This is a genomic window from Allobosea sp. 05T438 (genome assembly GCF_056396025.1).
In genome coordinates this window covers 193,719-206,056 of record NZ_JBFTKQ010000007.1, presented here as the reverse complement: position 1 = coordinate 206,056, position 12,338 = coordinate 193,719, and the positions used below count along the sequence as shown (strand labels likewise).

13 protein-coding genes are annotated in these 12,338 nt (G+C 66.5%); 7 read left to right on the top strand and 6 right to left on the bottom strand.

The features are described from left to right. Positions 1–2 precede the first annotated feature (2 nt). On the top strand, positions 3–1,082 hold the full coding sequence (locus AC1DIN_RS16560; RefSeq protein WP_476810574.1) for a sn-glycerol-3-phosphate import ATP-binding protein UgpC: 1,080 nt from the start codon (positions 3–5) through the stop codon (positions 1,080–1,082). A gap of 141 nt (positions 1,083–1,223) precedes the next feature. Here the strand turns inward: AC1DIN_RS16560 and hemW are convergent, their stop codons facing one another. The 3 genes from hemW to rph are packed head-to-tail and all read right to left on the bottom strand — an operon-like array spanning position 1,224 to position 3,786. Beyond that, positions 1,224–2,423: a radical SAM family heme chaperone HemW gene (gene hemW / locus AC1DIN_RS16555; protein WP_476810573.1), complete on the bottom strand. Its 1,200-nt coding sequence runs from the start codon at positions 2,421–2,423 to the stop codon at positions 1,224–1,226. Next, positions 2,420–3,067, bottom strand: coding sequence for an RdgB/HAM1 family non-canonical purine NTP pyrophosphatase (gene rdgB, locus AC1DIN_RS16550; protein WP_441471167.1), 648 nt, complete (start codon positions 3,065–3,067; stop codon positions 2,420–2,422). Before rdgB ends, hemW begins: the two co-directional genes overlap by 4 nt. Positions 3,068–3,069: 2 nt before the next feature. Further along, positions 3,070–3,786 carry a ribonuclease PH gene (rph, locus tag AC1DIN_RS16545; RefSeq protein ID WP_441471168.1) on the bottom strand — a complete coding sequence of 239 codons (717 nt, stop codon included), beginning with the start codon at positions 3,784–3,786 and terminating at the stop codon, positions 3,070–3,072. 142 nt (positions 3,787–3,928) lie between these two features. Between rph and hrcA the strand changes: the two genes are divergently transcribed. From hrcA to AC1DIN_RS16520, 5 genes are all read left to right on the top strand, one after another. After that, entirely contained in the window at positions 3,929–5,014 is a 1,086-nt protein-coding gene (gene hrcA / locus AC1DIN_RS16540; protein WP_441471169.1) for a heat-inducible transcriptional repressor HrcA, read from the top strand. 214 nt (positions 5,015–5,228) lie between these two features. Further along, positions 5,229–5,483, top strand: coding sequence for a DUF3297 family protein (locus tag AC1DIN_RS16535; RefSeq protein ID WP_441471170.1), 255 nt, complete (start codon positions 5,229–5,231; stop codon positions 5,481–5,483). Between the two features lie 151 nt (positions 5,484–5,634). Next, a complete protein-coding gene (locus AC1DIN_RS16530; RefSeq protein ID WP_476810572.1) occupies positions 5,635–6,840 on the top strand; it encodes a C40 family peptidase in 1,206 nt (401 codons plus the stop codon). A gap of 16 nt (positions 6,841–6,856) precedes the next feature. Further along, positions 6,857–8,122 (top strand): N-acetylmuramidase domain-containing protein, encoded by a 1,266-nt coding sequence (locus tag AC1DIN_RS16525; protein ID WP_476810571.1) that lies wholly within the window; start codon positions 6,857–6,859, stop codon positions 8,120–8,122. 62 nt (positions 8,123–8,184) lie between these two features. Then, positions 8,185–8,550, top strand: a complete 366-nt coding sequence (locus AC1DIN_RS16520; protein ID WP_476810570.1) for a hypothetical protein — start codon at positions 8,185–8,187, stop codon at positions 8,548–8,550. A gap of 16 nt (positions 8,551–8,566) precedes the next feature. Here AC1DIN_RS16520 and AC1DIN_RS16515 read toward each other — a convergent pair whose 3' ends face one another. Continuing rightward, positions 8,567–9,103: an N-acetyltransferase family protein gene (locus AC1DIN_RS16515; protein WP_476810569.1), complete on the bottom strand. Its 537-nt coding sequence runs from the start codon at positions 9,101–9,103 to the stop codon at positions 8,567–8,569. Next, positions 9,100–9,699: a helix-turn-helix domain-containing protein gene (locus tag AC1DIN_RS16510; protein ID WP_476810568.1), complete on the bottom strand. Its 600-nt coding sequence runs from the start codon at positions 9,697–9,699 to the stop codon at positions 9,100–9,102. Before AC1DIN_RS16510 ends, AC1DIN_RS16515 begins: the two co-directional genes overlap by 4 nt. Positions 9,700–9,953: 254 nt before the next feature. Between AC1DIN_RS16510 and lepA the strand changes: the two genes are divergently transcribed. Continuing rightward, positions 9,954–11,759 carry a translation elongation factor 4 gene (gene lepA, locus AC1DIN_RS16505; RefSeq protein WP_441471175.1) on the top strand — a complete coding sequence of 602 codons (1,806 nt, stop codon included), beginning with the start codon at positions 9,954–9,956 and terminating at the stop codon, positions 11,757–11,759. A gap of 162 nt (positions 11,760–11,921) precedes the next feature. Here the strand turns inward: lepA and AC1DIN_RS16500 are convergent, their stop codons facing one another. Continuing rightward, positions 11,922–12,257, bottom strand: coding sequence for a GIY-YIG nuclease family protein (locus AC1DIN_RS16500; RefSeq protein ID WP_476810567.1), 336 nt, complete (start codon positions 12,255–12,257; stop codon positions 11,922–11,924). Between the last annotated feature and the right edge of the window lie 81 nt (positions 12,258–12,338).

The window sequence follows — 12,338 nt, the reverse complement described above, 5'->3', positions numbered from 1 at the left end:
GAATGGCCCAGGTCACTCTCAACAGCGTCAAGAAGGTCTATGCCGGCGGCGTCGAGGCCGTGAAGGGCGTCTCCTTCGACATTCCCGACGGCGGCTTCTGCGTGCTGGTCGGCCCCTCCGGCTGCGGCAAGTCCACGCTGCTGCGGATGGTCGCCGGTCTGGAGACGATCTCCTCGGGCGAGGTCGCGATCGGCAGCCGCGTCGTCAACCAGATCGAGCCGGCCGACCGCGACATCGCGATGGTGTTCCAGAACTATGCGCTCTACCCGCATATGAACATCTACGACAACATGGCCTACGGCCTGCGCAATCGCGGCACGCCCAAGGACGAGATCGACAAGCGCGTGAAGGAGGCGGCGCGCATCCTCGCGATCGAGCCCTTCCTCGAGCGCCGGCCGCGGCAGCTTTCCGGCGGCCAGCGCCAGCGCGTCGCCATGGGCCGCGCCATCGTGCGCAAGCCGCAGGTCTTCCTCTTCGACGAGCCGCTCTCGAACCTCGATGCCAAGCTGCGCGTCCAGATGCGCGTCGAGATCAAGAAGCTGCAGCGCGCGCTCGGCGTCACCTCGATCTACGTCACCCACGATCAGGTCGAGGCGATGACGCTCTCCGACAAGCTCGTGGTGATGAATGCCGGCCAGGTCGAACAGATCGGCGTGCCGGCCGAGGTCTACCGCAAGCCGGCCAGCAAGTTCGTCGCGACCTTCATCGGCTCGCCGCCGATGAACATCCTGCCCGGCCTGGTCGACGGCCCCGGCATCGTCGCGCTCGGCGACGCCATCATTGAGGTCCGCGACCTGCGCGAGGATCTGGCGGCGCAGGCGCTGGTCGAGGTGGGCCTGCGGCCCGAGGATGTCGAGATCGCCTCGGAAGGCCAGGCGGGCTCGTTGCCCTTCGACGTCGAGTTCATCGAGGAGCTCGGCGCGACCCAGCTCTTCCACGGCAAGCTCGCGGGCCAACCCTTCGTGATGCAGGCGGCGACCGGCGACGTCGCGGCGCAGGAAGGCCGGCTCTGGATCACCGTCGATCCCGACAAGGTCCACGTCTTCGATCCGAAGACGGGGGTGAGGCTGGGCAAGAGCTGAGCGGCTTTCCGACGCTCTCCGTCATGGTCGGGCTTGTCCCGATCATCCACGTCTTCGCTGGTCGAGGGACGTGTTCAAGACATGGATGCTCGCCGCAAGGGCGAGCATGACGGCGGGGGTTTCCGCGAAAGCCGGCGAACCTCAGGCCGCCAGATCGGCCACCAGCGCGTCGAGCAGTAGCGCGCCATCCGGCGTCGCAGCGAGCCGGCCGCCATGCCGGTGCATCAGGAGCTTCTCGTCGATCAGGCTGGCGACGCGCTTGGCGTTGAGCTCGCGGCCCGCCAGCGCCTTGAACACGGCCGGGTCGATGCCTTCGACGAGCCGCAGCCCCATCAGCAGGTATTCGTCGCCCTGCGATTCCTCGCTCAGCCGCTCGTCCTCGACCAGGGCGTGGCCTTCAGCTTCGACCCGCTCCAGCCAGATTTCCGGTCGCTTCTCGGTCGAATGCGCCATGCGGCCCTGCGTCGTCACCAGCCTGCCATGGGCGCCGGGGCCGACGCCGGCATATTCGCCATAGTGCCAATAGACGAGGTTGTGGCGGCATTCCGCGCCCGGCCGCGCGTGGTTCGAGATCTCGTAGACCGGCAGGCCGTGCTTGGCTGTCACCTCTTGCGTGATCTCGTAGAGCGCCGCGCCGGCATCATGGTCGGGAATCGCGAGCTTGCCGGCCCGGAACAGCCGCTCGAAGGCCGTGCCCGGCTCGATGGTGAGCTGGTAGAGCGAGAGGTGCTCGGCCGCATGGCTGATCGCCAGCTCCAGCTCGGCGCGCCAGAGCGCGGGCGTCTGCATCGGCGAACGGGCGTAGATCAGGTCGAAGGAATAGCGCTCGAAATATTTCCGCGCGATCGCGACCGCCGCCAGCGCTTCCTCGGCGGAGTGCATGCGGCCGAGCGCCTTGAGATCGGCGTCGTTCAGCGCCTGCACGCCGAGCGAGACGCGGTTGACGCCCGCAGCCCTGAAGTCGCGGAAGCGCCCGGCCTCGACGCTGGTCGGGTTCGCCTCCAGCGTCACTTCGCACTTCGGATCGACTGCCCAGTGCTCCCCGATCGCATCGAGGATCGCGCCGACCGTGCGGCCTTCCATGAGCGAGGGCGTGCCGCCGCCGAAGAAGATCGAGGAGACCGTGCGGCCGGGCACCAGCGCGGCGCGATGCGCGATCTCGCGGCGGAAGGCTGCGATGTAACGGGCCTGGTCCGGCGGTTGCAGCCGGACATGGCTGTTGAAGTCGCAATAGGGGCATTTGGCCAGGCAGAACGGCCAGTGCACATAGACGGCGAAGCCCGCATCTGTTGTCGGATGCGGGGCGGTGGGCCGCTCCGCAAGGGCGGCCGCGGTGCTCATGCCGGTTTCCTCAGGCAGGCGGCGGCAAGGACATGGAAGGCGCGCGCCCGGTGGGACAGGCCGGGGGAGCCATCGGCCGGGATGCCGTGCTTCTCGGCCGCTGTCATCTCGCCGAAGGTCTTCGCGTGCCCGTCAGGCAGGAAGATCGGGTCGTAGCCGAAGCCGCCCGCGCCACGGACCTCATGAGTGATCGTGCCGAAGACGCGACCCTCGAACAGCTCCTGATGGCCGTCCGGCCAGGCGATCACCAGCGCCGAAACGAAATGCGCCCCGCGCTTGTCGGGCGTGGCGGCGCCGCGCTTGGCCAGTTCGATCTGCACGCGCGCGATCGCGGGGGCGAAATCCTTGCCCGGACCGGCCCAATTGGCAGAGAACAGGCCGGGTGCACCGTCGAGCGCGTCGATGCAGACGCCCGAGTCGTCGGAGAGCGCAGGCAGGCCGCTCGCCCTGGTCGCGGCGACCGCCTTGATCGCCGCATTCTCCGAGAACATGGTGCCGTCCTCGACCGGCTCGGGCAGGCCGAGCTCCCCGGCCGAGACGAGCTCGATGCCGTAGGGAGCCAGAAGCTGTCGCATCTCGCGCAGCTTGCCCTGGTTGTGGGTCGCGATCACGACCTTGCCGGTGAGGAGGCGGTGCTGGCTCATCGTCAGGCCACAGCCGCCTTCTGGAGGGCGACCAGCTTGGAAACGCCGCCCTTGGCGAGCTTGAGCAGCGAAAGCAGCTCCTCCTCCGAGAACGGCGCGCCTTCCGCCGTACCCTGCACCTCGACGAGGCCGCCCGTGCCGGTGATGACGAAATTCGCGTCGGTCTGCGCGCCGGAATCCTCGACATAGTCGAGGTCGATCACCGGCTGGCCGGCGACGATGCCGCAGGAGACGGCGGCGACATGGTCCTTCAGCGGGTTGGTGCCCTTGAGGAGCCCGCGGCCTTCCATCCATTTCAACGCGTCGTGCAGCGCCACCCAGGCGCCGGTGATCGACGCCGTCCGGGTGCCGCCATCGGCCTGCAGCACGTCGCAGTCGACGACGATCTGGCGCTCGCCGATCGCGGTCAGGTCGACGACGGCGCGAAGCGAGCGCCCGACCAGTCGCTGGATCTCCTGCGTGCGGCCGGAGGGTTTGCCGGAGGTAACCTCGCGGCGCGTGCGCTCATGCGTGGCGCGCGGCAGCATCGAGTACTCGGCGGTGACCCAGCCCTTGCCGGTGCCGCGCAGCCACGGCGGGCCCTTTTCCTCGACGGTGGCGGCGCAGAGCACCTTGGTCTCGCCGAACGTCACCATGCAGGAGCCCTCGGCATAGCGCACCACGCCGCGTTCGAGCGTGACCTTGCGCATCTCGTCGGCGGCGCGTTTGGAGGGTCGCATGAAATGATCCTGTCTTGCGGAGAAGTGGCGGCTTTTAGGCTCTCCCGCCCGGTACGGCAAGGCAGGGGGGCTTTCTACCCCTTGATCCATGCGCATCGCGTGACGACAATAGGACAGAGGAACGGTTCGCCCGTAAAGGTTCATGAGCGCCCACACGCCCCGCCCCGAGACGATAAGCAGCCTGGTCGAGACCGATCAGCGCTCGCGCGAGATATTCCGCCAGATCGTCGACGGCTTTCTGACGACCGGCGAGCCGGTCGGCTCGCGCAACATCGCGCGCCTGTTGCCGATGTCGCTCTCGCCGGCGACGGTGCGCAACGTCATGACCGATCTGGAGCTGGCCGGGCTGATCTACGCGCCGCACACCTCTGCGGGGCGCCTTCCCACGGAAAGAGGCCTGCGCTTCTTCGTCGATGCGATGATGGAGGTCGGCAACCTCACCTCCGACGAGCGCAAGCGCATCGAGGCGCAGATCAGGGCTGCCGCGACGAACCGCAGCCTCGACCAGACGCTGACCGAAGCCTCGGCGCTGCTCTCCGGCCTGTCGCGCGGCGCTGGCGTCGTCGTCACCACCAAGGCTGATCCAAGGCTCAAGCACATCGAGTTCGTCCGGCTCGATCCCGCCCGTGCGCTGGTCGTGCTCGTCGCGGAGGACGGCACGGTCGAGAACCGCCTGCTGGCGCTGCCGCCCGGCCTGCCGGCTTCGGCGCTGAGCGAGGCCGCGAACTTCCTCAACGCGCGCATCATCGGCAAGACGCTCGCCGAATTGCGCGGCGAGATCGCGACCCAGCGCACCCAGATGGAGCGCGAGCTCGATGCGCTGACCGCCCGGCTGGTCGAGAACGGCATCGCCACTTCGTCGGGCCCAAGCAGCGACCGCCACCTGATCGTCCGCGGCCAGGCGAACCTGCTCGAGGACCTGAAGGCGCAGGAGGACCTCGAGCGCATCCGCCTGCTCTTCGGCGATCTCGAGACCCAGACCGACGTGATCGATCTTCTGTCGCGAGCGGAGGATGGCGACGGTGTGCGCATCTTCATCGGCTCGGAGAACAAGCTGTTCTCGATGTCGGGCTCCTCGATGGTGGCGGCGCCCTTCCGCGATGCCGAGCAGCGCATCGTCGGCGTCGTCGGCATCATCGGCCCGACGCGTCTGAACTATGCCCGCATCGTCCCGATGGTCGACTACACCGCCAAGGTGGTCGGCAGCCTGCTCGACGGCGAACGCTGACGCGCAGCATCTGTTTGAGGAAATACGCCGTTGTTCCGGGCGTGGCCCGCAAGCCATCGGAGAAAACCGGAGCCCTGCGACGGCTTCCGGATCGGCGCGGTTTCGCCGCTCGTCCGGAATGACGACGCGTTTCCATCTTGAAGAATTTGGCTTCCGTCGCGGATGAGGCTATCTCCGCGCGAAAGCGCCCCCGAATCCACAAGAGCCAAGGCCCATGTCAGACCAGCTTCCCGACCGCCTCTCCGTCAACCCGGACAGCCCGTTTTACGACGCCGAGGTGCTGGCGCGCGACATCGGCATCCGTTTCAAGGGCGTCGAGAAGACCAATGTCGAGGAATATTGCGTCTCCGAAGGCTGGGTGAAGGTCGCGGCCGGCAACGCCAAGGATCGCTTCGGCCGCCCGATGACGATCACGCTGAAGGGCCCTGTCGAGCCCTATATCCGCGGCGAGGCTCAGGCCGAAGGCTGATCGCGGCCTTCTGCAGGGCTGCGGAAACGAGGCGCCGGGCAGTGGCCGGTGCACTGCCGGGCCTCTGTCGTTAACGCAGTTGCCGCTGCGGCATTGCGTCGGGGAGGCGCATATGCATTGATCATGCAACCATAAGTTGTGTGAGGTGCGCATGTTGGCTCCGTGGTGGCTGATCGCGAATACCCTCCGGGGCATCACCGAATACAAGGGCGCAGCAGCGGAACCGCGGATTTTGGAGATGTTCCGCCTGTCGGGACACGGCCAGGTCCGCAGCGACGAGCACGCGTGGTGTGCGGCTTTCGCCGGCGCCTGCCTCGTGCTTTCCGGCTACGCCTCGAGCCGCTCGCTTATGGCCCGCAGCTATCTCAACCTCGGCGTGAAGCTCGAAGAGCCACGCGAAGGTTGCATCGTCGTCCTCTCTCGCAACGAGGCGAACAGCTCTTATGGTCATGTCGGCTTCTTCCTGCGCGAGGATGATGAGCACCTGTTCGTGCTCGGCGGCAATCAGGGGGACAGCGTCAAGGTCTCCAGCTATCCGAAATCCCGGCTGCTTGGTTATCGTTGGCCAACCGAGCGCGCTCCGGTTGCGGCCAGCGGCCTCTTGCCGAATATCTTGCAGCTCGGCGTACCGGACGATCAGATCACGACGGAGGCGCTGGAGGATGAGCAGCGCGGGGTGCTCGGCGCGATCGATGGGGGGCAAGGGCTCCTCGAATTCTTGCCGCTCCGCCCCGGCGCAAATCCCGATTCCGTCGATCAGATCAAGGCCGTTCAGGGGCTCCTGAACGATCAGGGCTATCCGGCAGGAAGAGACGACGGCGACTATGGGCTGCGGACGATGACGGCCGTCTTCTCGTTCCAGCAGGCCAATGGCATTGCGCCCACCGGCATCGTCGACGCGCGGACGTGGTTCCAGCTTCGCAGGGGCGAACCGATGCCACTCTGGCCGGAGCGGCGCAACGAGACGGCGCGGGATCTGAAGCGGGAGGGCTCCGAGACGATCGCGCTGACCGACCGCGGTCGCTGGCTGGCGCTCGCGACCGCCCTGTTCGGCATATTGGGGCTGACCGATGCGCGAACCGACCTCTTCGAGAGGACGGGTCAGTTGGCCACCCGGGCCGAAGCGGCTTCAACGCAGATCGTGCAATCGCCATCCGTGACGGATTGGGTCATGCCTGCAGCCGTTGCCCAGGAGGCGGGAAGCCCCCTGCCTACGATCTTGCCGGTCCTTCTGGGGGCCAAGGGCGGGGTCTGGCTCGTCTTGATCGGGCTTGCCGTCATGCTCTGGCGCAACGCGCAGGCGACCACCGCCCAGCGTGTCGATGAACACCGCACAGGCGCGAATCTGCGTTTCTGATCGAAGGGGGGAGCCTATGGTCGATTTCACGCAGGACATCGTCAACGAGATCACGCGGCTGGCCCAGACACAGGGGCTGGAGCCCGCCGTGGCTCTCGCCGTCGTCGAGGTCGAGAGCAATGGTCGCGCTTTTGAGGCTGACGGCATCACGCCAGTCTTCCTGTTCGAGAAGCATGTCTTCCATCGGCTGTTGCGCGAGGCCGCGCCGTCTCTCCTGGCGCGGGCGGAAGCGGAAGGCCTCGCCATCCCGAGCTGGCAGCGCTCCTCCCAATATGCCGATCAGGGGCGTGCGGGCCGTTTGGGCTTGCTGCAGCGCGCCCGGGCGATCCACGAGGAGCTCGCCAATCGCTCCGCCTCCTGGGGGCTTGGTCAGATCATGGGCTTCAACGCGGTTGCGCTGGGCTATGCATCGGCCACCGATATGGTCGCGAGCATGGCGACGGGCGCGACCGCGCAGATCGAGGCGATGCTGCACTTCATCGCGGCGAATCCAGCGATGATGCAGGCCTTGCGGAGCCGCGACTGGGCGGGTTTCGCGTATCGCTACAACGGCAAGGGCTACGCTGCGAACCGCTACGACACGCGGCTGGAAACAGCCTACGGGGCCTGGGCCGCGCGGCTACGCATGCCTGGAGCCGTCGCAACGACGCTCTCGCCCTCGGTCACGCGCGGGAGAACCGAGATGGAGCGCGTCCAGGAGCATCTGGCCCGTCTGGGCTATTCCGTGGGCAAGATCGACGGCCTCTTCGGTCCAATCACCTCCGGCGCCCTCTTCGCCTTCCAGGTGCAGAACGGCCTGTCGGCGACAGGACAGCCCGACGATGCGACCTTGCTCGCTCTGGCGGGCGGGTTGCCGATGCCTGTCGCGCCGGCGCGCGCGCAGGCGACGCCGGGAGACCTGTATGACGACGGCGTGCCTGCAATCGTGGCCGCCGACAATAACCGCAAGGCCGCCATCGGCGTCGGCGCTGCCGGTATCCTCGGTGGTCTGGGAGCGATGCCCGGTGTCGGCCAGGCGGTCGAAGGCATCTTCAAAACCATGTTCACGCCGGCGTCCGGAGCTGGTGATGTGGCGAAATCTCTCGGCGACCTCGCTGTCGGCGCCCTGCCATATCTCGGGTCCGCCGGCCTCGTGCCGGCTGCGGCCGTCGGGGCCGGGTTGTTTCTGTTTCGCAGCATCGCGGGGATTGCGGAGGAGCGCGTCGCCGACCGCCGCAAAGGCTTCGAGAGGAATTCACCGTCGCGCGCGGTCTTCGCGCCGGTCGAGCACTGGAGGGGATGATGCGAGGCAGATCCATGCGAATGGCGTGCCGCGGCATCGCAGTCTGCGGGGTTGTTTCCGCCGTGATCGGGCCTCTCGCAGCGGCACCCGTCCTTTCGGATCTCAAGGGCGACTGGGTTCTCCTCGCCGAGCGCGAAGGTCATCTCGGCCTGGCCATCGATGTTGTCGGCCAGGAGGTGATGCTGAGGGAAATGATCCGCGTGGGCTATGCCGAATGCATGCTGACAGGCAGCGGCTCCCAGATCGGCGCCACCGCAAGCGCAAAGGTCAACAGCTTCGTCGTTCACTGCAGCGGCAAACGCATGTTCGGCCACCCGCGGGATTGCACGTTCAAAGCCGGCCAATTCGCGGATATCGCCGAGGTCTCCTGCAGTAGGGGCAAGCAGGTGGGTCCCACCGTCATGCTGCGCAGGGTGCGCAAGAGCTGACGGCAGGGGCGCTCCGTCAGCGCAGATCCTTGTAGAAGAAGGTCGATCCGCAGTCGGCCCCGCCGGGCATCAGCGCAAAGCGCGGGATCGTGCCGGCCTCCGTCCAGCCGAGGCGGTTGTAGAGCCTGCGCGCCGCGCCGTGTTCGTCGGTGTCGAGCATGAGGAGGTCGCGGCCTTTTTCCCGCGCGATGGCCTCGGCGCGCTGCATCAGCGCCTCGCCGATGCCTTGACGGCGGGCGCGCGAATGCACCAGCACCTTGGCGATCTCGGCCCGGTGCGGCTGGTTCGGTTTGCCGATCAGATGCAACTGCGCCGTGCCGACGATGCCGTCGTCATTCCGCGCGGCCAGCAGAATAACCTGCCCGCTTGCGACGCTGGCCGCGACATCGCGCCAGAAGCGCTCATAGTCGGCCGAAGTGTTCCAATCCATGAAGCCGACGGAGGCGCCATTGGCGACGCAGTCGCGCAGGATATCGGTGAGCGCGGGGATGGCGGCCTCAGTTGCTTCGACATCGAGCGTCTCGAGGGCGACGGTGAGCGTGGTCGCGTTCATGCGATATGTCCTGGATAGGTGCCGCTTCTGGCGGCGAGGATGACGGCGTAGCGAACGGGTGCGCTGCCCGGATTGCGGTAGATGATCGCGCCGCGCAGATGCATCTGCAGGCAGTCGCCCTCGGCGAGTTCGTGGCGGATCCCTTCGACCGTCAGGTCGAGCCGGCCCTGCAGCACCCAGACCTGCTGATCCAGTGCCGGGGTGCCGGTCGCGTTGTCGAGGCGGACCTCAGCTCCTGCCGGCAACTCGACCTCGACGATCTCGAAGCCTGAGCCCGTTCCGCGCGGTGAGACATTGCGGCGCAGGTAGCCGCTTGCCGGATCGCGCCAGACCGGCTGGGCGCCGTGGCGGATGAGCGGCCCGCTTCCTGCATCCTCTTCCAGCAGCGCCGAGAGCGAGAGGCCGAGCCCCGAGCCGAGCCGGACGAGCAGCGCGGCCGTCGGGCTCGATTCGCCGCGCTCGACGCGCGAGATCATGGCGCGGCTGACGCCGCTACGCTCGGCAAGTGCCTCGAGCGTTAGGCCATAGCGCTGGCGGGCCGCTTTCAGCCGCTGCCCGAGCCGCCGGTCGATTTCGGTATCGCTTTCGAACTCCATGAATGGAGAATAAATCTTATATATTAGAATTTGCAAGAGAGATGCGTTTAGGCGCGCCCTGCGACAACGCCTCTGCTACGATCCCGGCTTGGCCCCGGGGGCATCGCGGGCTCCGGAATTCCACGGTGGACCCCGGATCTCCGCTTCGCTCTGTCCGGAATGACGCGGAGGTCCCGGGAAAAACAACACCCCGGAGCTGCCTTGGAACAGCCCAGCCGCTTGGCGCCAAGCGGCTTCACTGCTATGGCGCGCGCATGAGCACCCGCACCATCGACAATATCCGCAACTTCTCGATCGTCGCGCATATCGACCACGGCAAGTCGACGCTGGCAGATCGCCTGATCCAGCAGACCGGCACGGTCGCCGCCCGCGACATGAGCGAGCAGATTCTCGACTCGATGGATATCGAGAAGGAGCGCGGCATCACCATCAAGGCGCAGACGGTGCGGCTGGATTACCGGGCGAAGGACGGCAAGGATTACGTCCTCAACCTGATGGACACCCCCGGCCACGTCGACTTCGCTTATGAGGTCTCGCGCTCGCTGGCTGCCTGCGAGGGCTCGCTCCTGGTCGTCGATGCGTCGCAGGGCGTCGAGGCGCAGACGCTCGCCAATGTCTATCAGGCGCTCGACGCCGGCCATGAGATCGTCACCGTCCTCAACAAGATCGACCTGCCGGCTGCCGATCCCGAGCGGATCAAGGAGCAGATCGAGGACGTGATCGGGCTCGACGCCTCCGACGCGGTGCCGATCTCGGCCAAGACGGGCCTCAACATCGAGGGCGTGCTGGAAGCCATCGTCGAGAAGCTACCGGCCCCGAAGGGCGATCCCGAGGCGCCGCTCAAGGCGATGCTGGTCGACAGCTGGTATGATGCCTATCTCGGCGTCGTCGTGCTCGTGCGCATCATCGACGGCGTGCTGAAGAAGGGCATGACCATCCGCATGATGCGCGCCAACGCCTCCTATGGCGTCGACCGCGTCGGCGTGTTCAAGCCCAAGATGCTGGAAGTGAAGCAACTCGGCCCCGGCGAGGTCGGCTTCTTCACCGCCTCGATCAAGGAAGTCGCGGACACCGCCGTCGGCGACACCATCACCGACGAGAAGAAGCCGATCGCCGAGCCGCTGCCGGGCTTCAAGCCGGTGCAACCGGTGGTGTTCTGCGGCATCTTCCCGGTCGATGCCGCCGATTTCGAATTGTTGCGCGGCGCCATGTCGAAGCTGCGGCTGAACGACGCCTCGTTCTCCTACGAGATGGAGACCTCGGCCGCCCTCGGCTTCGGTTTCCGCTGCGGCTTCCTCGGGCTCCTGCATCTGGAGATCATCCAGGAGCGGCTGGAGCGCGAGTTCAACCTCAACCTGATCTCGACCGCGCCCTCCGTCGTCTATCACCTGCGGCTGCGCGACGGCTCGACGCTCGAACTGCACAATCCGGCCGATATGCCTGATGTGATGAAGATCGAGGCGATCGACGAGCCCTGGATCCGTGCCACCATCTTCACCCCGGACGAGTATCTCGGCTCCGTGCTGAAGCTCTGCCAGGACCGCCGCGGCCTGCAGATCGACCTCGGCTATGTCGGCTCGCGCGCCAAGGTCGTCTACGATCTGCCGCTCAACGAAGTCGTGTTCGACTTCTACGACCGCCTGAAGTCGATCTCGAAGGGCTATGCCTCGTTCGACTACCAGATCACCGATTACCGCGAGGGCGACCTCGTCCGCATGTCGGTCCTGGTCAATGCCGAGCCTGTCGACGCGCTCTCGATGCTGGTCCACCGTACGCGGGCCGAGTCGCGCGGTCGCGCCATGTGCGAAAAGCTCAAGGAGCTGATTCCGCCGCACATGTTCCAGATTCCGGTGCAGGCGGCGATTGGCGGCAAGATCATCGCTCGCGAGACCATCCGGGCGCTGCGCAAGGACGTCACCGCCAAGTGCTATGGCGGCGACGCCACCCGCAAGCGCAAGCTTCTGGAGAAGCAGAAGGAAGGCAAGAAGAAGATGCGGCAGTTCGGCAAGGTCGAAATCCCGCAGGAGGCCTTCATCGCCGCCCTCAAGATGGACGACTGAGCGGGCGAGACCCCAAACATCCGTCCTTTCAGAATGGGGGGCGGTCATCCCGGACAAGCCGCGCCAGCGGCGCCGATCCGGGATCCATGCCTGAACCGTTCCGGAATGGATCCCGGGTCTGCGCTTCGCTCCGCCCGGGATGCCGCCCAGGATTGCGCTCGATCAGAGCATCTCCGCGCTGAGCGTCGCCTGCCAATGGGCGAGGCGCTCCTTCAGCACGCGATCCCGCACATAGACGATATCCTCGTCCTCCAGCCTTTCGAGCGCCTCGAACTGGAAGGCCTCGGGGCCATGCGTATTCCATGCCGCCTGCAAACTGCGCTGCCGGTGATTGCCCTGGCGCAGCGTGAAGCGCAGGCGGTTCTCGATCGTCGCCAGATCGGGCGCGCGGCCGACCCAGCTCTGGCCGCTCGCCTCGCAGCGGAAGGCATAGATGCCCGCCACCGATTTCCGTTCCTTGTAGGCGGCCGTTGCCGCCTTTCTATCCGCGATCTGCATCGGTCCAACCCATCCTGTTCGACGGGCGCTCAATAATACCCGGATTTTAATAAGGCAATATTTTATCCGGGTATTTTATGT